This is a genomic window from Erwinia sp. SLM-02 (assembly GCF_037450285.1).
In the GTDB taxonomy this organism is placed as follows: Bacteria; Pseudomonadota; Gammaproteobacteria; order Enterobacterales; family Enterobacteriaceae; genus Erwinia.
The window spans coordinates 438474-457859 of the sequence record NZ_JAQISN010000002.1 but is presented as its reverse complement, the minus strand read 5'-3'; the positions used below and the strand labels follow the sequence as shown (position 1 = coordinate 457859).

Here is a 19386-nt window from a genome sequence, read left to right as displayed (position 1 = left end):
TAAATTAGCCAGCAATCAGGGCAAGGCCCTGCGGTTTAAAATCAATCGCCACGCGCGATGTCAGCGGCAGCTGCCGTTCCATCTGCGCATCGACAATAAACAACGGCCCCAGCTCGGTCGCCACCTCATACTCAATATGATCGCCCAGCCAGGTGCTGTGCGTCACTTCCCCCGGCAGCGCGCCGACGCCATCGTCGCGCAGGGTGATAAACTGCGGCCTGACGGACAGCTGGGCCGCGCCGGTTTTCATTCCGTTGCCGCGCACGCGATAGCGCTGGCTGCCCAGTCTGATCAGCGCCTCTTCCCCTTCCACCTGCTCCACCTCACACGGCAGAATATTGGCCTCGCCCATAAAATCGGCGATAAATACGGAGTTCGGCGACCGATAGAGGCTTTCCGGCGCACCCTGCTGGGCGATATTGCCCTCTTTCATCACGATAATTTTATCGGACACCGCCAGCGCCTCCTCCTGATCGTGAGTCACGTAGACCGCGGTGAAGCCCAGCCGCTGTTGCAGATCGCGGATGTCGGTCCGCACGCGGCGGCGCAGGCGTTCATCCAGATTCGACAGCGGTTCATCAAGCAGCAGCACCTGCGGTTCCAGCACCAGAGCGCGCGCCACGGCGATGCGCTGCTGCTGCCCGCCGGACAGCTCGGACGGCAGGCGCTGCCCCTGATTTTCTAAACCGACCAGCTTCAGCCCCTCGCGCGCCCGGTCCTGCACTTCGCGCTTGCTGATGCCGGAGGACTGCAGGCCGTACATAATATTGTCGAGTGCGCTCATATGCGGGAACAGCGCGTAGGACTGAAACACCATCGCCACATCGCGTTCGTTGGCCGGCAGATGAGTCACGTCTTTACCGCCAATCAGAATGCGCCCGGAAGTCGGATGCTCCAGCCCGGCCAGCAGCCGCAGGGTGGTGGTTTTACCGCAGCCGGACGGGCCAAGCAGCGTCACCAGCGTACCCGGCTCCACCGTCAGCGACAGATCGGGCAGGGCGTTAAATCCGGCGAAGCGTTTTGAGACGTGTTCAAACACCACGGAACCGGCGTTCAGGGTTGTCATACGGCATTCTCCTGGGTTAAAGAGGTTGAAGCGGGCGGTACAGCCACGTCCACCGGACGGGCGACGCGGCGCAGCCGGCGTTCTCCCACCAGCCACTGGAACACGCCGATAATCAGCAGCATCACCACGATCAGCACCGTGGAGTAGGCGATAGCCACGCCGTATTCGCCGTTTTCTACCAGCCCGACGATATAGGACGTCGCCATGTTGTACTGCGCGCTGACGAGGAAGATCACCGCACTGATTGAGGTGATCGCCCGCACGAAGGCATAGACCAGCGCGGCGCTGATCGCCGGTTTCAGCAGCGGCAGCACCACCTTACGCAGAGTACGGAAGCTGTTAGCGCCGAGAGTGAGGGAGGCTTCATCCAGGCTTTTATCCAGCTGGCTCATTGCCGCAATGCCGCCGCGAACGCCAACCGGCATATTACGGAACACAAAACAGGCCACCAGAATCAACGCGGTGCCGGTAATCTCCAGCGGCGGCAGGTTATAGGCCATCACATAGCTGACGCCGATCACCGTGCCGGGAATGGCGAAGCTGAGCATCAGCAGAAACTCAAAGGTCTGGCGACCGGCAAATTTCTGTCGGACGATCAGCCAGGCGGTCAGCAGCCCGACGATTGCCGTCAGCTGGGCAGCGATCAGCGCGATCTCCAGCGTGGTCCAGAATGAGTTCCACGCCACGCCGCTCCACAGCAGATGCCCCTCGCTAAAGCTGATGCCAAAGGCGCGGACGTAATGATTGATGGTCAGCGAGCTGTCCAGCCCCCAGGACTGCACGAAGCCGCCCACCACGATCATGCCGTAGATCACCAGCGTGAACAGACCCCACGGGATCACCATGCCGTACACGCCGAAGCGCAGCGCGCGCGGCAGCTGGCCGTGCTGGCCGCCGTCGCCTTTGCCGGTCACCGTGGCGAAGTTCTTGCCGCCCAGCCACAGCCGCTGCAGGATAAACGCTGCCAGGGTAAAGCAGAGCAGGATCATCGCCAGCACCGCGGCGCGGCTCGGATCGTTCTGCGCTCCGACCACCGAGAAGAAGATCTCGGTAGACAGCACGCCGTGGCTGCCGCCGAGCACCATCGGGTTACCGAAGTCGGCCATGCTTTCGATAAAGCTAATCAGGAAGGCGTTCGCCAGCCCGGGGGCCATCAGCGGCAGCGACACGCGGCTGAAGGTGCGCCAGCGGTTGGCACGCAGCGTCTGCGACGCCTCCTCCAGCGAGGGACTGACCCCTTCCACTACGCCAATCAGCACCAGGAAGGCGATCGGCGTGAACGACAGCACCTGAGCAATCCAGATGCCGGTCAGGCCATACAGCCAGCGCCCCGGTTCGATGCCAAACAGCGCCGCCAGATGCTCGGTCACCACGCCGGAGCGGCCAAACAGCAGGATCAGCGCCAGGCCGATCACAAACGGCGGGGTAATGATCGGCAGGATGGTCAGCATGCGCAGCGCTTTCTTGCACGGCAGCGGGGTGCGCGTGGCGGCAAGGGCAAACGCCAGCCCCAGCAGCGTCGAACCCGTTGCGGTCATCAGCGCCAGCCACAGCGTGCGCCAGGCCGTTCCGCAGGTGCCGCCGTTAAAGCAGGAGAGGCTCCAGATGGCCGGATCCTGAATATTGCTGATGAGGCCATCGGGCTGAAAGCTGCCGTCCACACCCTGTACCGACACCACAAACATGCTCAGTACCGGATAAAGTACAAAGATGCTGACCAGCGCCGTCAGCAGCACCAGCGAAGCCACCACAAAGGCATCGCCCTTCATCACGCCGCGCTCGGCCAGCGCGAAGGAGAACAGCAGCAGAAAGGTCGTCAGCAGCAGCAGCGCACCGGCACCCATCGCCGGCTGGCCGGATCCCAGCGCGCCAAAACGATTTTCCAGCCACAGCCAGCTCCAGCCGCTGTAGCCAATCGCATGGCCTTCAATCACCAAAAACAGCACGCCGAGCGCGCTGAACAGCAGCAGCAAACGGCTGCGCGCGCCCGACGGCAGCAGGCCGCAGCCGCCGCACAGTGCGAACAGCGCCACGGCTGCCGCCAGCCACGGATGTTCACCCAGCTGCCAGAGCGCCGGGGCCGTCGCGGTATCGCTCCACAGGCTTATCAGCCAGCCGCCGTCAAAGAAACCGGCCTCAAGGCTGTACCACGGCAGCAGCAGCAGGGCCGCCGCACCAGCGATCAGCGCGCCGGTCAGACGACGATTATTAGCATTCATGACATACCTCGACCTGAAAACCAGGCTGAAGCGGACATCAGGCCGGAGCCACCGCGTATCAGCATCACGAAACTGCGGAAATTACTGCGCGCTGGCACCGATCTCTTTGTCCCAGCGGCCGAGCAGCGCTTTGCGTTTGGCCGAGTCGCCGTAGGTTTTGAAGTCGTAATCGATCAGCTTGATGTTCTCAAAGCGCGGGGCGTATTCGGAAATCTCCGCCTTGCGGTTGGACGGCAGCTGGAAGGATTTCGCCTCTTTCATATGCGACTGGGCTTCCGCGCTCAGCGCCCAGTCGTACCAGACTTTGGCATTGGCGAGGTTGCGCGCGCCTTTGACGATCGACATGGAGCCGATCTCGTAGCCGGTGCCTTCACACGGCGCAACGGTCTTGATCGGGAAGCCATCCACTTCCATTGCCACCGCATCGTGCATAAACACGATGCCGACGGTGGTTTCTCCGCGCGCGGCAGACTTCACCGGCGCGGAGCCTGATTTGGTGTACTGGGAGACGTTAGCGTTGAGCTTTTTGAGGTAGTCGAAGGCTTTATCTTCGCCCATGATCTGCACCAGCGTCGCCAGGGTGTTGTAGGCGGTACCGGAGGAGTTCGGGTTGGCGATCTGGATCTCACCCTTAAAGCCCGGATCCAGCAGATCGGCCCAGCAGGTGGGTTCTTTCAGTTTCTTACTGGCCAGCAGCCTGGTGTTGTAACCCCAGCCGAGCGCGCCGGCGTAGATGCCCACCGTGCGGTAGCCGGAGTTTTCAGCCTGCTTCTGCGCCCAGTCCTGCTGTTCGGGCAGCAGCGGTGATTTATACACCTGGGTCAGTCCTTCGTCCGCCGCCTGCATATGCGGGTCGCCGGTACCCGCCCACCAGATATCGGTGCGCGGATTGCGCGCCTCGCTGCGCAGCCGCGCATAGGCCTCGCCCGCCGACAGGCGCACCATGCTGACTTTGATATCCGGATGAGACTGACTAAAAATTCGCGTCATATGCTCGCACACCACCACATCGGCCGAGCAGACCATATTCAGATTGCCCGCCGCCGAGGCGGCAAACGGTAAAGCTGTGCAACAGAGGGATAGCGCGATGGCCATTGAGGTATATCGCATGATGATCTCCTTGGTTTGTAGGGTTGGTGCTTCACTGGCACCTGATTTTGCACGTGTGTGCAAAGTAATAATGAACAAGAAATAAACTGTCAAATGCCTTGCTGCCGAATTGGCAGGCGTTGTCACAAAAATATAACAATTGTGATAGCGGTCCGTTTGCACAGCTTTGCAATCTGAGGCAGACTCAATCTCAGCCGGGATTTTGATGGAGAACAGCATGCAACATGAGAAAGCGGTGGTGAGCGCGCAGGACGTGGCCGACCGCGCGGGCGTATCGCGATCCGCGGTATCGCGGACCTATACGCCGGGGGCCAGCGTGTCGGAAGCGACCCGCGCACGGGTGATGAAGGCGGCGGATGAACTGGGCTATCACGTTAATCATCTGGCGCGCGGGCTGGTACGTAACCGCAGCGGCATTGTCTGCCTGGTGGTGTCTGAAATTGCCACCCCCTATCGCGCGATGCTGGTGCGCTGGCTGACCCAGTTTCTGCAGGAGGCGGGAAAAGTGGCGATGCTGATCAACACCGACCGCTCGGACAACAGCGTGTCGTCGGCGCTGCAGCAGGCGATCAATTTTCGCGCCGACGCCTCGATTATTCTTTCCGGCATGCCCGACCGCGCCATCACCCGCCAGTGCTACCAGCACGGACAGCGCATTATTCTGATTAACCGCGACGAGTCGCTGCCCGGATCGCTGAGCATTAATCTGGATGCACAATCGGCGGCCGAAACGGCGGTGATGGCGTTTCAGCGTGCGGGCTGTCGGCACCTGGCGTTTGCCAATTCGCTGGCCGGAACGCCCAGCCTGATGAAGCGCGAAGCGGCGTTTGTCGCGGTGGCGGAGCGGGCCGGATTAGCGGTCACCGTTGAGCGTTTTGGTTCCACCTCCTACGAAAGCGGCCAGATTCTGGCGCACCGCCTGCTGACCCGCCAGCAGCGCCCGGACGCGGTATTCTGCGTTACCGATCTGGTCGCCTGCGGCTTTATGGATGAAGCCCGACACCGCTTTGCTGTCAGCGTGCCGGAGGATATCTGCCTGATAGGATTCGATAATATCGTGCAGGCCGGGTGGTCATCCTTCAATCTGACTACCTTCGCTCAGCCGGTGGAACGCTTTGCCCGCGACGCGGTACAGTGGCTGATCCAGACCGAACGGTCGGAAAGCGGCTTTACCCCGCAGAGTGAACAGCAGCACGACAGCCTGGTTTATCAGGCCGATGTGGTGTGGCGCGGATCGGTACGGGGGGGTTAACATAGCGTAAAGCACACCGTAACCCGCGCAGAGTGAGCATGAACGAGAAGAAAAAAAACTGGGTCAATGCCGAAGATGTCGCCCGCCTGGCGGGGGTATCACGCTCTGCGGTTTCCCGCACGTTTACCCCGGGTGCCTCCGTGGCGGAAAAAACGCGGAAAAAGGTCCTCGCCGCGGCCGAAACGCTGGGCTATCAGGTCAATATCATCGCCCGCACGATGATCACCGGCAGCAGTAACTTTATCGGCATCGTGACTGCCGGATTCGATAATCCGTTTCGCAGCAAGCTGCTGTCGCCGCTGGTCCATCAGCTGGCCCTGCACGGTTTTATGCCGCTGCTGATGAATGCCGACGATCCGCAGCAGCTGGCCCCCTCGCTGAAACAGCTGCTCAGCTACCACGTGGCCGGGGTGATTATCACCTCCGGCGCGCCGCCGCTGTCGCTGGCCGAAGAGTATCTGGAACGGAAAATCCCGGTGACCCTGATCAACCGCAATGCCGATCTGGCGGGTTGCGATCGCGTCGCCAGCGATAACGCGCAGGGGATGCGGCTGCTGGCGGATTACTGTCGCCAGCGCGGCTGGAACAACATTGGATTTATCGGTGAAGAACGCAGCAATTTCAGCACCGAAGAGCGCTATCAGGCGCTGGTGTCCTGCGCGCCAGATTCGGCTATCGCCACGCGGTTTATCCCCGGCGGCGGCTATGCAGCGGGTAAGGCGGCGGCGATGGAATTACGCACCTGTCAGGTGCTGCTCTGTGCGACGGATATGCTGGCGTTAGGCGCGATCGACGGTCTGCGAACCCTGAACGACCACGATCCGTTACCCGCCGTAATGGGCTTTGATGACATTCCTCAGGCGGGCTGGGATCCCTATCATTTAACGACAATTCAACAGGATACCGACGGGCTGGCGCAGCATGCGGTGGATCTTCTGGTGACCCGAATTGCCCAGTTCGACCTGCCTTCCCGCCATCGCGCGGTGCCGGTGAAATTAATCATCCGCCATAGCGCGTAATGAAAAATTAATTTTATGCGGTAGCTCACAGATTAATCTGCGGACTGCCGTCACACTCTCTTCTGCCCTGCGGGGCTTATTTTTTGTTAACAAATGCACACGTGTGCATTTTTAGGAGATGTTATGGCAACCCGTGAAAATGATTCGCTTTTGGCGCGCTACCGCTTCGCCTGCAGTCTTGCTGAGTCCGGGGGAAAACTGGCTTACGGCTTCTATCAGCAGCGCGACAGTCTGCAGGTTGAGCACAAGGGCTGCGACGCACAGGATGTGGTCAGCCTGGCCGACCGCGAGGTGGAATCCTTTGTTAAATCACACATTGCGGAAGCCTTCCCGGAAGACGGCTTTCTGGGGGAGGAGAGCGGCACGTCGGATGCACATCAGCGCGTGCTGTGGGTGGTCGACCCGATCGACGGCACCAGTTGTTTTCTTAACGGGCTGCACACCTGGTGCCTGTCGCTGGCGTTGGTGATGGATGGCGAGCCGGTGATTGGCGTGGTGTATGACCCGAATCATAAAGAGCTTTTCCATGCCCTGAAGGGGGAAGGTGCCTGGCTCAACGACCGCAGGATCGCGCCGCACCCGGCGGAAACGGTGGCCGGTGGCGTGATGGGCGTCGGGACTTCACACCGCGTGACGGCGGCCGATTTCCTGCCGTTTCTCGACCAGCTGTTGCAGCACGGCGGGATGTTTGTCCGTAACGGCTCCGGCGCGCTGATGAGCGCCTGGGCCGCCGCCGGCCGCCTGACGGGCTATTACGAACCGCATATGAATCCCTGGGATGGCCTGCCGGGGATCGTGCTGATGCGCGAGGCGGGCGGCACCACCAACGATTATCTGGCGGCGGACGGCATCGTGCACGGCAACCCGGTTCTGCTGGCCAGTAAAACGCTTTATCCACAATTAAAACAATGGGTTGTTCAACCCTTAAACTAACCTGCTCGGGTCTGGCATCTGATTGCGTACTCTACATAACACGGAAACAGCTTCAGGGACGAAGACAAAATCAATCAGCACCGCTTCCGCCCTACGGAGACAAGATGATGTCTGGATTAATCCGTTTTTTCCGGGCCAGCCCGGCGAAAACAACCGCTGACTTTAACCAACGGCGCTTTCGCAGCGTGCGCTGGCAAACGTTTCTGGCGATGACGCTGGCCTACGTAACGTTTTACGTCTGCCGGCTCTCCTTCACCGTGGCGAAAACCGCGCTGGTGGAGTTAGGTATTTCGCCGTCGGAGCTGGGTATGATCGGCTCGGCGCTGTTTTTCAGCTACGCCATCGGCAAACTGGTTAACGGTTTTTTAGCCGACCACGCCAACGTGGTGCGCTTTATGAGCCTCGGGCTGCTGCTGAGCGCGGGGATGAACCTGATGATGGGCATGACCACCAACGCGATGATGCTGGCCATTTTCTGGGGCATTAACGGCTGGGCGCAGTCAATGGGGGTCGGCCCCTGTGCGGTATCCCTTGCGCGCTGGTACGGCACCAAAGAACGCGGCACCTTCTACTCCATCTGGTCAACGGCGCATAACATCGGTGAGGCACTGACCTACATCGTGATTGCGGCGGTCATCGCGGGCTACGGCTGGCATATGGGCTACCTCTCTACCGCGGCGCTGGGCGCAGCGGGGGTGGTGCTGATGCTGTTGTTTATGCGCGACTCACCGCAGAGCAGCGGCTTCCCGTCGATTCATGACATCAGCAACGAACCGCAGGAGGAGGAAGAGGCTAAAGGATCGGTTTTCCGCAATCAGATGATGGCGCTGCGCAACCCGGCGCTGTGGACGCTGGCGCTGGCCTCGGCGTTTATGTACATCGATCGCTACGGCGTGAATTCCTGGGGCATTTTCTTTTTGCAGCAGGGGAAAGGCTACAGCACGGTTGAGGCCTCGGCGATTATCGGCGTGAATGCCATCGCCGGGATCGTTGGCACCATCGTGGCGGGCATGCTCTCCGACCGCTTTTTCTCCCGCAACCGCAGCATTATGGCCGGATTTATCAGCCTGCTGAATACCGCCGGGTTTGCGCTGATGCTGTGGCTGCCGCGTAATTACTACACCGATATTCTGTCGATGGTGATCTTCGGGGCGACCATCGGCGCGCTGACCTGCTTCCTCGGCGGGCTGCTGGCGGTGGATATCTCCTCCCGAAAAGCCGCCGGCGCGGCGCTGGGGACCATTGGTATCGTCAGCTATGCCGGGGCCGGATTCGGTGAATTCCTGACGGGCATCATCATCGATAAAACGTCGGTGATGGAAAATGGCATCAAACTCTACGATTTTCACACGTTGTCCCAGTTCTGGGTGGCAGCCGGCCTGATCTCTGCGCTGTTGTGCTTTGTCACTGCCGTGATGGTGGCAAGACGCAACGCCAGCGAGCGCCGCACCCTGTTTTCATCTTAATGACCTCAACAGAAGGAAGACACAATGATGGCAAAAAGACATCAGGTTGCTGCACGCCTGTTCATCGCCGGTGCGCTGTGGTTCAGCGCCACACAGGCCCATGCGGAGGCCACCTGGCAGCTGGAAAAAGTGGTGGAACTCAGTCGCCACGGCATCCGGCCACCGACGCCCGGCAACCGCACGGATATTGAAGCGGCGACAAACCGCCCCTGGACGCAGTGGAATACCGCCGACGGTGAACTGACCGGCCACGGCTACGCGGCGGTGGTGAACAAAGGACGCTGGCAGGGCGAGCACTACCGCCGGCTGGGGTTACTCACCGCGGGCTGCCCTCAGCCGCAGGACGTGTACGTGCGGGCCAGCCCGCTGCAGCGCACGCGGGCCACCGCCGCCGCGCTGGTGGACGGCGCGTTTCCCGGCTGCGGCGTTGCCGTACACCGGGTAGAGGGCGACCACGATCCGCTGTTCCAGACCGAAGCGTTTCCGGCCACCAATACCGATCCGGCGGAGCAGCTGGCGAAGGTCAAAGAGACGGCAGGCGATCTGGCCGCGCGTCAGCAGGCGTTGCAGCCCGCGGTTAAGGCGCTGAAAAAGGCGGTGTGCCGCGATGACGCGTCCTGTGCCTTCTTCGATAAGCCCTGGCAAATCAAACAGAGTAAAAGCGGGAAAGCCTACGTTGATGGCCTGAGCGTGCTGGCGAATATGGTTGAGACCCTGCGCCTCGGCTGGAATGAAAATCTGCCGGTTGCTCAGCTGGCCTGGGGGAATATCACCTCATCGGCGCAGATCACCGCCGTTTTACCGCTGTTGACGGCCAATTACGATCTCAGCAACGACGTGCTTTATACCGCGCAGAAGCGCGGCTCCATTCTGCTTAACGCCATGCTGCAGGGCGTTGAGCAGGGCGTGAAGAAGCCGGCGGATGACATGCCGGATACGCGCTGGCTGCTGCTGGTGGCGCATGACACCAACATCGCGATGGTACGTACCCTGATGGATTTCAGCTGGACGCTGTCGGGCTACACCCGCGGCAATATCCCGCCGGGCAGCAGTCTGGTGCTGGAACGCTGGCGCGATACGCAAAGCGGAGAACGCTTCCTGCACGTCTACTTCCAGGGGCAGAGCCTGGACGATCTGCGCAATTTGCAGACCGTGGACGCCCGGCATCCGCTGCTGCGTGAAGAGTGGCGTCAGTCGGACTGCCGCGTAACCGAAGTGGGTACACTGTGCCCGCTGCGTTCCGCCGTGAAAGCGCTGAGTAAAAACCTCGACCGCCGGGCGGTGACCCCGGTGGCCTACGCGCTGCCGTGATGTTCCGCTCTCGCTGCAGGCCGGGAGGCCTGCAGCAAATCCATTCGCATTATTCCTCAGGCTTACGGCCGGCTCGGTAAAACAGCTTTTCCGCAATCAGAATAAACATCGGCCCGACGGGGCTATTTCAGATCGCGGAAGTTCAGCCAGATGCGCATATCAAACTCCAGCTGGTGATAGTCCGGCTCCATATGGCAGCACAGCTGATAGAACGCTTTGTTGTGATCCTTCTCTTTCAGATGCGCCAGCTCGTGTACCACAATCATTTTGAGAAACTCTTCCGGCCCGTCGCGAAACAGCGTGGCGATGCGGATCTCGTTATTGCTTTTCAGCTTGCCGCCCTGCACGCGGGATACAAAGGTATTGGTTCCCAGGGTGCCCTTGACCGGATTCTGCTTATTATCAAACAGGACTTTCGACAGGGCGGGGGCGTTTTTCAGGTAACGCTGCTTCAGCCCGCCCACGTACTGATACAGCGACTTATCATCCTGGATACGGTGCTGCCCCGGATATTTCTTCTGCATCCAGTCCGAGAGCTGTCCCCGATCGGACAGCTGCTGCACGCGGGCAATCAGTTCAGTGGGGTAGCCGTTGAGATAGCGTAATGTAGTCATAACTCTCTGATTAATCTGCTGAGCGTTACGCTGCACGCGACGTGCGTGACAGGTAATATTAAGAAAAACGTTTACTGTGCGCCCATTTTAAGGGATAAAACGCGGAAATTTTACCATTAAGGTGTTCCCATGAGCCAACTCGAACTAAGCAACCGTATGCTGACGCTGCATCGCTTTCCTCAAATGCGCGAAGAAAGCCCGTTGCAGGCCTGGGATGCGGCCGATGAATACCTGCTGAGGCACATCGGCGACGAGCCGACCGGCGGACCGACGCTGATTTTTAATGACACCTTTGGTGCGCTGGCCTGCGCGGTAGCGGGCGAGGGCGTCTACAGTATCAGCGACTCGTGGCTGAATCAGCAGGCGACCCGGCAGAACCTGGCGCTCAACGCGCTGGACGAGTGCGATGTCCAGCTGCTGGACAGCCTGGCGCCGCTGCCCGCCGCCCCGACGCGGGTGATGATTAAGGTGCCGAAAACCCTGGCGCTTTTAGAACAGCAGCTGCGTGCGCTGCGCAAAGTAGTGACGCCGCAGACGCAGATTATCGCCGCCGGTAAGGCAAAGGATATTCATACTTCCACTTTGCAGCTGTTTGAAAAAATTCTCGGACCGACCACGACCTCGCTGGCCTGGAAAAAAGCGCGCCTGATCTACACCACCTTCAGCGCGCCTGCGCTGGCGGACAGCGATGTCATCGCTACATGGCCGCTGGACGGCACCGACTACCGCATTCACAACCACGCCAACGTCTTTGCCCGCGGCGGGCTGGATATCGGGGCGCGCTTCTTTATGGAGAATCTGCCGGAAGATATCGACGGCGAAATCGTTGACCTCGGCTGCGGTAACGGGGTGATTGGCCTGATGGCGCTGCGGCAGAACCCGCTGGCGCAGGTTCACTTTATCGATGAATCGTATATGGCCGTGGCGTCCAGCCGTCTGAACGTAGAGTCAAACTGCCCGGACGATATGGCGCGCTGTGAGTTTCGCGTGAACAACGTGCTGGCGGGTTATCCGTCGGATCGCCTGCATGCGGTACTGTGCAATCCGCCGTTCCATCAGCAGAACGCGGTCACCGACCATATTGCCTGGCAGATGTTCCGCGATGCCCGCCGCTGCCTGCAGTACGGCGGCGAACTGCGCATCGTCGGCAACCGCCATCTGGATTACTACCACAAAATGAAGAAGCTGTTCGGCAACTGCACCACCGTTGCTACCAACCAGAAGTTTGTGATCCTGCGCTCGGTGAAAATGCGCTGATTGCCAGCGGTGCAGCGGCTATGCCGCACCCTGCATTTATGCCACTCCCCAGATGGAATGGATAGGCCGCGATGCGTAGCCCGATCGTTTTCGCCGCGCGTTAATTTTTTACGCGGATCCACGAAAAACGCTGCTGGTAGCCGTGCTGGCGGTGCGTGTTGCGCCGGTAGCTGGCCTGTTCCTCCGCCATGCAGTAGGTGCAGATCCCGCTAAGCTCAATCTGCTCCTCCGGTACGCCCTCCCTCAGCGCAATGCGTTTTGCCAGCAGCGGTAAATCAAACCATACGCCGTCGGTGGTTCCCTGCGCCTGTGGGCGAATCGCCGCCGGGTTTATGGGCGGCAGCCCGGACCAGGCCATTAACGGCGACAGGTGGTGCGGGTCGTCCTGTTCAGCCCGGGCAATCAAATCCTTCCCCAACTCATAGCAGCAGGGGCCAATCGACGGCCCGAGGGCGATAAACAGATCCGCCGGCGCGCTCCCGTTCTGGCACAGCTGGCGGATGGCGTTGATCAGCACGCCGCCGAGGATCCCCTTCAGCCCGCCGTGCACCGCAGCTATCTGCCGTTGCCGTGCGTCGACCAGCAGGATCGGCAGACAGTCGGCGGTATACACCGCTACCGGCCGGCTATCGCTGGCGATCAGCCCGTCGGCCTCCACGCTTTTTACCGGCAGCGCCGTGGCGCTGGCCACCACGCGCGCGCTGTGGCGCTGCTGGTTGTATATCGTCTCTGCCGGAGGGCGTTCACCGGCGGGTAAAAAGGCGTGCTCGAGCCAGTCGAAGCGGGAAAGCAGGGGAGAACGATGGCCGGATGGCATTGGATATTCCTCGAAAATCAGTGAGTCCGGGTCCAGATTACCCGCCCGCGTGGCGCGCCGCTAATCATTTTCGTGGTGATGGCCAGGCGGATTTTATCCGCGATGACGACCGCCTGAATACGGGGGTGTTGCGTATTACGGAGCAGAGCGATTATAATGTTGCTTGTGGCGCAACAGGGAGCGTTTCATGATTAAGAGTTTCAGGCATAAGGGATTACGTCAGTTCTTCGAAAAAGGAACAACTGCTGGAATTAATGCGTAGCATGCTGGAAAACTGCGGCAGCGTCTGGCCGTTATTAATCAGGCGGAAGAAGTGGGTGAGATAAGCCTGCCTGGCTATTATCTTCATCCGCTGACGGGTGACAGGTGTGGACAATGGACGATAACCGTGACGGGCAACTGGCGTATTACGTTTGAGTTTATCGACGGTGATGCCTGGATCGTTAACTATGAGGATTATCATTGATGAAAATGCACAATCCCCCGCATCCAGGGGAAATCATTGCTGACGCATTAGACGAGCTGGGATTGGGGATCAGGGAGCTGGCACGTGCACTGAACGTTGCGCCGTCGACTGCCCAACGGCTGGTATCCTGCCAGGCGGCAGTATCACCTGAAATGGCCATTAAGCTGGCAGAAGTGCTGGGCAGTTCTCCTCAGGTGTGGATGAGGCTGCAGGAAGCCTGGAGCCTGCATGAAGCGCAAAAGAGGGTTGACCTGACCAAACTGACTCGACTTTTTATACCGACTGATAGCTTGGTTGCGTCGTCGTAAACTCTGCCCGATGTTTTATGATATCGGGCAAGATTATTACTTAACAGGATATTTTAACGGTGCCGTTGACCGCATTTTAATCAGCGCCATCCTTCAAATCCCCAGCCCCAGCGTCGTGCCCTGCGCTATCGCCCGGCGGGCATCCAGCTCCTGAGCGATATCCGCGCCGCCGATAATATGCAGCGGTTTGCCCCCGGCGCGCAGATCCGCTTCCAGCTCTCGCCTTGGCTCCTGCCCGGCGCAGATAATAATATTGTCCACCGCCAGCAGCAGCGGTTCACCATCGCGCAGAATATGCAATCCGCCATCGTCAATCCGCTGATACTCAACGCTGCCCCACATCTGCACGCCGTGCATTTGCAGGCTGGCGCGATGGATCCAGCCGGTGGTTTTCGCCAGCCCCGCGCCCGGCTTCCCGGGTTTGCGCTGCAGCAGCCACACCTGACGGGCGCTGTGTGGCGCTACCGGACGGGTCAGGCCACCGGGCTGCGTCAGCGTGCGGTCGATGCCCCACTCTTCGCAGAACCCGGCGATCGTCTGCGGTTCGGCGGCGGCGGGCTGTACCAGATATTCTGCGGTATCAAAGCCGATGCCGCCCGCGCCGATAATCGCCACCCGCTGCCCCACCGGTTTTTTATCGCGGATCACGTCCAGATAGCTGAGAACCGACGGATGATCGATCCCCGGTATCGCCGGCGTGCGGGGTTCAATGCCGGTAGCCAGCACCACTTCATCAAAATCCGCAAGCTGCGCCGCGCTGACGTACTGATTCAGCCGCAGGGTCACGCCGTGGATCTCCAGCTGACGGCGGAAGTAGCGCAGGGTTTCGCTGAACTCCGCTTTCCCCGGGATCTGCCGGGCGATATTAAACTGCCCGCCGACTTCCGGCCGCGCGTCAAACAGCGTCACCCGATGCCCGCGTGCGGCGGCATTCACCGCAAACGCCAGCCCGGCAGGCCCGGCACCGACCACCGCAAGGTTTTTCCGCACGGTCAGGGGGAGCGGCTGCAGGGTGGTTTCGTGGCAGGCGCGGGGATTGACCAGGCAGGAGGTCAGCCTGCCGGCAAAAATCTGATCCAGGCAGGCCTGATTGCAGCCGATGCAGGTGTTGATCTCATCGCTGCGCCCCTGCTGTGCCTTCAGCACGAATTCGGCATCGGCCAGGAACGGGCGCGCCATCGACACCATATCGGCGCAGCCGTCGTCCAGCAGCGCCTGCGCCACATCCGGGTGGTTAATGCGGTTGGTGGTAATCAGCGGAATGCGCAGATGCTGCTTCAGCGTCTGCGTCACCCAGGCAAAGGCCGCGCGCGGCACGGCGGTGGCGATTGTCGGAATACGCGCCTCGTGCCAGCCGATGCCGGTATTGATCAGTGTGGCCCCCGCCTGCTCCACCTCCTTCGCCAGAGTGATGGTTTGATCCAGCGTGCCGCCCTGGTCGACCAGGTCCAGCATCGACAGGCGGAAAATAATAATAAACTCGTCACCCACCGCCGCCCGCACCGCGCGCAGAATATCCAGCGCAAAGCGACGGCGGCGCACGTCATCGCCGCCCCATTCATCGTCGCGCTGATTGGTATGGGTCACCAGGAACTGGTTAATCAGATAGCCTTCGGATGCCATGATCTCCACGCCGTCGTACCCGGCCTGCTGGGCCAGACGCGCGCAGCGGGCATAGGCGGCGATCAGCGCCAGGATCTCTTCGTGGCTGAGCGCGCGCGGGGTAAAGGGATTGATCGGGGCCTGAATCGCCGAAGGGGCAACCAGACCGGGCTGGTAGCTGTAGCGCCCGGTATGCAGGATCTGCATGGCAATTTTCCCACCGGCCTGATGCACGGCGTCGGTAACCCGTCGGTGGTGTGCAAGCTGCGACTCGTCGTTGAGCACCGAGGCGCCGGGGCTGACCACGCCCTCCGGCGTCGGGGCGATACCGCCGGTGACGATCAGCGCCACTCCGGCGCGGGCGCGCTCGGCGTAAAACGCCGCCAGCCTTTCGGCACCCTGCGGATGCTCCTCCAGCCCGGTGTGCATTGAACCCATCAGAAAACGGTTTTTGAGCTGGGTAAATCCCAGGTCCAGCGGAGAGAACAGTGACACGCTCATCTTAAATCCCGGAAGTGGTCGGATGAGTTAACTGTAGCGATCATATGACCGCGACGAAAGTGCAGTTATTCGCTTTGTGATGTATGCCACTGATTAACGTTTCTCCGAAAGGGTAGTCGCTTCACGTTATGCGTAACATGAGTTTAGTAACATGATTTTTAGTGATCTGATTCACAGTTTTGCATCTAAAAAATCGTTCTCATAGGCGCCTCAATGAATACGTATTAGAGGTTTCTCATGAGTACTACCACGCAGTCCTGCATGATCAACGGTAAAGAGCAGGTCGAGGTTGTCAGCCAGCAGGTGGATTACCAGGGCGAAGGCACGCTGGTGCGCATCACGCGCGGCGGCATTTGCGGTTCCGATCTGCACTACTATCAGCACGGCAAGGTCGGCAACTTTGCGGTGAAAATGCCGATGATCCTCGGTCATGAAGTGATTGGCTACGTGGTGAAAAGTGATAACCCGGCGCTGAAAGAGAATCAGAAAGTGGCGGTGAACCCGTCCAAACCCTGCGGGCACTGCAAATACTGCGAAGCGCAGGAAGAGAACCAGTGCACCGGCATGCGCTTCTTCGGCAGCGCCATGTACTTCCCGCACGTGGACGGCGGCTTCACCCAGTACAAAGTGGTCGACAGCAGCCAGTGCATTCCTTTCGATAACCAGGCCGATGACAAGGTGATGGTGTTTGCCGAACCGCTGGCGGTGTGCATTCACGCGGCCAATCAGGGCGGCGATCTGCAGGGCAAAAAAGTCTTTATCTCCGGCGTGGGCCCCATCGGCTGCCTGATTGCCGCAGCGGCAAAAGCCAAAGGCGCGGCGGAAGTGGTCTGTGCCGACATCAGCGAGCGCTCGCTGGCGATGGCGGTAGCGATGGGGGCTACCGACACCATTCATGCAGCCAACGGCGACTTCGCGCCTTACCTGGCGGATAAAGGCTATTTTGACGTGTCGTTTGAAGCCTCTGGCCATCCGTCTTCGCTGACCCGCTGCCTGGAAGTGACCCGGGCGAAAGGCACGCTGGTGCAGGTAGGTATGGGCGGCGACGTGCCGGGCTTCCCGATCATGATGCTGATCGCCAAAGAAATAAAACTGGTTGGTTCCTTCCGCTTTACCACCGAGTTCAATACGGCGGTGGAGTGGCTGGGCAACGGCACGGTGAACCCGCTGCCGCTGTTCAGCGGTGAATACGATTATCAGAATATCGACGCTGCACTGGTGTTTGCCGGTGATAAACAAAAAGCCGCCAAAGTGCAGCTGACTTTTTAAGGACAAATCATGACTACGCTTTTCTCTCTGGCAAACAAACGTGTACTGATCACCGGTTCCGGCCGCGGCATTGGTTTTCTGATGGCGAAAGGGCTGGCCGAAGCCGGTGCCGAAGTGATCATCAACGCCACCACGCAGGAAGGGGCGGATAAAGCCGCCGCTGCGCTGCAGCAGCAGGGCTTTAAGGCGCACGCGGTGGCGTTTGACGTCACCCAGTCTGCGGCGGTGAATGCGGCGGTGGAAAAAATTGAGAGCGAGATCGGGCCGATCGACGTGCTGGTAAACAACGCCGGTATTCAGCGCCGTCGCCCGTTCCTGGAGTTCCCGGAGCAGGACTGGAACGACGTTATCGCCGTGAACCAGACGGCGGTATTCCTGGTTTCTCAGGCGGTGGCACGCCAGATGGTGACCCGTCAGCAGGGCAAAATCATCAATATCGGCTCAATGCAGAGCGAGCTGGGCCGCGACACCATCACGCCGTATGCCGCCTCTAAAGGCGCGGTGACCATGCTGACGCGCGGCATGTGCGTTGAGCTGGCGCGCCACAATATTCAGGTGAACGGCATCGCGCCGGGCTACTTTAAAACCGAAATGACCCAGGCGCTGGCGGATGATGAAGCCTTCACCTCATGGTTGTGTAAACGTACACCGGCTGCACGCTGGGGCAACCCGGAAGAGCTGATCGGTGCTGCGGTGTTCCTTGCTTCAAAAGCCTCTGATTTTGTGAACGGGCACCTGCTTTTTGTTGATGGCGGGATGCGCGTCGCAGTGTAAGCGGCTACACCTTAAGACACCGGACTTTTTAAAACACAGGAATTTCTATGCCCATTACAATAATAGCCATTGGGGTCATTCTGCTTCTGGTGCTGATGATCGTATTTAAGGTCAACGGCTTCATCGCTCTGATTTTTGTTTCTGCCGTGGTCGGCGTGGCCGAAGGGATGACGCCGCTGGCGGTTATCGCTTCGATCCAGAAAGGGGTTGGCGGCACGCTCGGTGGGCTGGCGCTGATCCTCGGCTTCGGTGCCATGCTCGGTAAGCTGGTCTCCGATACCGGTGCCGCGCAGCGCGTTGCCACTACGCTGATTGCCGCCTTCGGTAAACAGCGCGTGCAGTGGGCGCTGATGGTCACCGGCCTGGTGGTTGGCCTGGCGATGTTCTATGAAATCGGCTTCGTCCTGCTTCTGCCGCTGGTGTTTACCGTGGTAGCCGCCGCTCGCCTGCCGCTGCTGTACGTCGGCGTGCCGATGGTGGCCGCGCTGTCGGTGACCCACTGCTTCCTGCCGCCGCATCCTGGCCCGACCGCTATCGCCATTATCTTTGGCGCTAACCTCGGCACCACGCTGCTGTACGGCATGATCATTACTATCCCAACGGTGATTATTGCCGGGCCGGTGTTCTCCAAATTCCTGAAAAACTTTGAAAAGTCACCGCCGGAAGGGCTGTATAACCCGAAAGTCTTTGAAGACCATGAAATGCCGGGCTTCTGGACCAGTATTTTCGCGGCGGTTATCCCGGTGATCCTGATGGCGGTGGCGGCGGTATTTGAGCTGACCACGCCGAAAGAGAACGTGCTGCGCCAGTTCTTTGAGTTTGTCGGTAACCCGGCGGTGGCGCTGTTTATCGCGGTGGTGATTGCGGTGTTCACTCTGGGCCTGCGCAACGGCCGTAAGATGGACGAAGTGATGGAGATGTGCAGTTCCTCCATCGGTGCAATTGCGATGATCGTGTTCATTATCGCCGGTGGCGGTGCCTTTAAGCAGGTGCTGGTGGACAGCGGCGTGGGCGACTATATCGCTAACATGATGAAAGGCTCGTCGCTGTCTCCGCTGCTGATGTGCTGGACCGTGGCGGCGATGCTGCGTATTGCGCTGGGATCGGCCACCGTGGCGGCGATCACCACCGCCGGTATCGTGACCCCTATTATTGCCATCACCCACGCCGATCCGGCGCTGATGGTGCTGGCGGTGGGTTCCGGTAGCGTTATCGCTTCACACGTCAACGACCCGGGCTTCTGGCTGTTCAAGGGCTACTTCAACCTCAGCGTGACCGAGACGCTGAAAACCTGGACGGTGATGGAAACGCTGATTTCCTTCCTCGGTCTGGCCGGCGTATTGATTTTGAACGCCATTATTCACTAATCTGTCAGGCGGCCGGTTACCTCCGTCGTCATCCC

At 59.9% G+C, this 19386-nt stretch carries 16 protein-coding genes and 1 pseudogene; 11 read left to right on the top strand and 6 right to left on the bottom strand.

Annotated features, from left to right (window positions below):
- Positions 1-4: 4 nt before the first annotated feature.
- The 3 genes from PGH32_RS15285 to PGH32_RS15275 all read right to left on the bottom strand — a co-directional run bounded on the left by PGH32_RS15285 (position 5) and on the right by PGH32_RS15275 (position 4395).
- Positions 5-1066 (bottom strand): ABC transporter ATP-binding protein, encoded by a 1062-nt coding sequence (locus PGH32_RS15285; protein WP_314417771.1) that lies wholly within the window; start codon positions 1064-1066, stop codon positions 5-7.
- Positions 1063-3285 (bottom strand): ABC transporter permease, encoded by a 2223-nt coding sequence (locus tag PGH32_RS15280; RefSeq protein WP_337894469.1) that lies wholly within the window; start codon positions 3283-3285, stop codon positions 1063-1065. Before PGH32_RS15280 ends, PGH32_RS15285 begins: the two co-directional genes overlap by 4 nt.
- 81 nt (positions 3286-3366) lie before the next feature.
- A complete protein-coding gene (locus PGH32_RS15275; RefSeq protein WP_314417776.1) occupies positions 3367-4395 on the bottom strand; it encodes an ABC transporter substrate-binding protein in 1029 nt (342 codons plus the stop codon).
- Positions 4396-4612: 217 nt separating this feature from the next.
- On the opposite strand from PGH32_RS15275, the gene PGH32_RS15270 reads away from it, so the two are divergent.
- From PGH32_RS15270 to PGH32_RS15250, 5 genes are all read left to right on the top strand, one after another.
- Positions 4613-5647 (top strand): LacI family DNA-binding transcriptional regulator, encoded by a 1035-nt coding sequence (locus PGH32_RS15270; protein ID WP_337894468.1) that lies wholly within the window; start codon positions 4613-4615, stop codon positions 5645-5647.
- 38 nt (positions 5648-5685) lie between these two features.
- The gene (locus tag PGH32_RS15265; protein WP_314417781.1) at positions 5686-6666 is read left to right on the top strand and encodes a LacI family DNA-binding transcriptional regulator; all 981 of its coding nucleotides are present in this window, start codon (positions 5686-5688) and stop codon (positions 6664-6666) included.
- Positions 6667-6789: 123 nt separating this feature from the next.
- A complete protein-coding gene (locus PGH32_RS15260; protein ID WP_337894467.1) occupies positions 6790-7599 on the top strand; it encodes an inositol monophosphatase family protein in 810 nt (269 codons plus the stop codon).
- 107 nt (positions 7600-7706) lie between these two features.
- Positions 7707-9065, top strand: coding sequence for an MFS transporter (locus PGH32_RS15255; RefSeq protein ID WP_337894639.1), 1359 nt, complete (start codon positions 7707-7709; stop codon positions 9063-9065).
- Positions 9066-9089: 24 nt separating this feature from the next.
- Positions 9090-10376 carry a histidine-type phosphatase gene (locus tag PGH32_RS15250; protein WP_337894466.1) on the top strand — a complete coding sequence of 429 codons (1287 nt, stop codon included), beginning with the start codon at positions 9090-9092 and terminating at the stop codon, positions 10374-10376.
- 122 nt (positions 10377-10498) lie between these two features.
- Here the strand turns inward: PGH32_RS15250 and PGH32_RS15245 are convergent, their stop codons facing one another.
- The gene (locus PGH32_RS15245; RefSeq protein WP_123331517.1) at positions 10499-10990 is read right to left on the bottom strand and encodes a M48 metallopeptidase family protein; all 492 of its coding nucleotides are present in this window, start codon (positions 10988-10990) and stop codon (positions 10499-10501) included.
- 129 nt (positions 10991-11119) lie between these two features.
- Between PGH32_RS15245 and rlmG the strand changes: the two genes are divergently transcribed.
- On the top strand, positions 11120-12247 hold the full coding sequence (gene rlmG / locus PGH32_RS15240; RefSeq protein ID WP_337894465.1) for a 23S rRNA (guanine(1835)-N(2))-methyltransferase RlmG: 1128 nt from the start codon (positions 11120-11122) through the stop codon (positions 12245-12247).
- Between the two features lie 100 nt (positions 12248-12347).
- Here the strand turns inward: rlmG and PGH32_RS15235 are convergent, their stop codons facing one another.
- Positions 12348-13064, bottom strand: coding sequence for a polyphenol oxidase family protein (locus PGH32_RS15235; protein ID WP_337894464.1), 717 nt, complete (start codon positions 13062-13064; stop codon positions 12348-12350).
- Between the two features lie 187 nt (positions 13065-13251).
- Between PGH32_RS15235 and PGH32_RS15230 the strand changes: the two are divergent.
- Both PGH32_RS15230 and PGH32_RS15225 read left to right on the top strand, forming a co-directional pair.
- Positions 13252-13530 (top strand): annotated as a pseudogene (locus PGH32_RS15230) (type II toxin-antitoxin system RelE/ParE family toxin).
- Positions 13530-13838 (top strand): HigA family addiction module antitoxin, encoded by a 309-nt coding sequence (locus tag PGH32_RS15225; protein ID WP_314417797.1) that lies wholly within the window; start codon positions 13530-13532, stop codon positions 13836-13838. Before PGH32_RS15230 ends, PGH32_RS15225 begins: the two are co-directional and overlap by 1 nt.
- A gap of 93 nt (positions 13839-13931) precedes the next feature.
- Here the strand turns inward: PGH32_RS15225 and PGH32_RS15220 are convergent, their stop codons facing one another.
- A complete protein-coding gene (locus PGH32_RS15220; RefSeq protein ID WP_337894463.1) occupies positions 13932-15941 on the bottom strand; it encodes an NADPH-dependent 2,4-dienoyl-CoA reductase in 2010 nt (669 codons plus the stop codon).
- 237 nt (positions 15942-16178) lie between these two features.
- Here PGH32_RS15220 and idnD point away from each other — a divergent pair, with 237 nt between their 5' ends.
- The 3 genes from idnD to PGH32_RS15205 are packed head-to-tail and all read left to right on the top strand — an operon-like array spanning position 16179 to position 19351.
- A complete protein-coding gene (gene idnD / locus PGH32_RS15215) occupies positions 16179-17210 on the top strand; it encodes an L-idonate 5-dehydrogenase (protein ID WP_337894462.1) in 1032 nt (343 codons plus the stop codon).
- Positions 17211-17219: 9 nt separating this feature from the next.
- Positions 17220-17984, top strand: coding sequence for a gluconate 5-dehydrogenase (idnO, locus tag PGH32_RS15210; protein ID WP_314417802.1), 765 nt, complete (start codon positions 17220-17222; stop codon positions 17982-17984).
- 47 nt (positions 17985-18031) lie between these two features.
- The gene (locus PGH32_RS15205) at positions 18032-19351 is read left to right on the top strand and encodes a gluconate:H+ symporter (protein WP_314417804.1); all 1320 of its coding nucleotides are present in this window, start codon (positions 18032-18034) and stop codon (positions 19349-19351) included.
- The last annotated feature ends 35 nt before the right edge of the window (positions 19352-19386 follow it).

What these genes read in the sequence shown, in the direction of transcription:
- PGH32_RS15285 (WP_314417771.1), bottom strand. Translation starts at nt 1,066, where the DNA reads ATGACAACCCTGAACGCCGGTTCCGTGGTGTTTGAACACGTCTCAAAA.
- PGH32_RS15280 (WP_337894469.1), bottom strand. Translation starts at nt 3,285, where the DNA reads ATGAATGCTAATAATCGTCGTCTGACCGGCGCGCTGATCGCTGGTGCG.
- PGH32_RS15275 (WP_314417776.1), bottom strand. Translation starts at nt 4,395, where the DNA reads ATGCGATATACCTCAATGGCCATCGCGCTATCCCTCTGTTGCACAGCT.
- PGH32_RS15270 (WP_337894468.1), top strand. Translation starts at nt 4,613, where the DNA reads ATGCAACATGAGAAAGCGGTGGTGAGCGCGCAGGACGTGGCCGACCGC.
- PGH32_RS15265 (WP_314417781.1), top strand. Translation starts at nt 5,686, where the DNA reads ATGAACGAGAAGAAAAAAAACTGGGTCAATGCCGAAGATGTCGCCCGC.
- PGH32_RS15260 (WP_337894467.1), top strand. Translation starts at nt 6,790, where the DNA reads ATGGCAACCCGTGAAAATGATTCGCTTTTGGCGCGCTACCGCTTCGCC.
- PGH32_RS15255 (WP_337894639.1), top strand. Translation starts at nt 7,707, where the DNA reads ATGTCTGGATTAATCCGTTTTTTCCGGGCCAGCCCGGCGAAAACAACC.
- PGH32_RS15250 (WP_337894466.1), top strand. Translation starts at nt 9,090, where the DNA reads ATGATGGCAAAAAGACATCAGGTTGCTGCACGCCTGTTCATCGCCGGT.
- PGH32_RS15245 (WP_123331517.1), bottom strand. Translation starts at nt 10,990, where the DNA reads ATGACTACATTACGCTATCTCAACGGCTACCCCACTGAACTGATTGCC.
- rlmG (WP_337894465.1), top strand. Translation starts at nt 11,120, where the DNA reads ATGAGCCAACTCGAACTAAGCAACCGTATGCTGACGCTGCATCGCTTT.
- PGH32_RS15235 (WP_337894464.1), bottom strand. Translation starts at nt 13,064, where the DNA reads ATGCCATCCGGCCATCGTTCTCCCCTGCTTTCCCGCTTCGACTGGCTC.
- PGH32_RS15225 (WP_314417797.1), top strand. Translation starts at nt 13,530, where the DNA reads ATGAAAATGCACAATCCCCCGCATCCAGGGGAAATCATTGCTGACGCA.
- PGH32_RS15220 (WP_337894463.1), bottom strand. Translation starts at nt 15,941, where the DNA reads ATGAGCGTGTCACTGTTCTCTCCGCTGGACCTGGGATTTACCCAGCTC.
- idnD (WP_337894462.1), top strand. Translation starts at nt 16,179, where the DNA reads ATGAGTACTACCACGCAGTCCTGCATGATCAACGGTAAAGAGCAGGTC.
- idnO (WP_314417802.1), top strand. Translation starts at nt 17,220, where the DNA reads ATGACTACGCTTTTCTCTCTGGCAAACAAACGTGTACTGATCACCGGT.
- PGH32_RS15205 (WP_314417804.1), top strand. Translation starts at nt 18,032, where the DNA reads ATGCCCATTACAATAATAGCCATTGGGGTCATTCTGCTTCTGGTGCTG.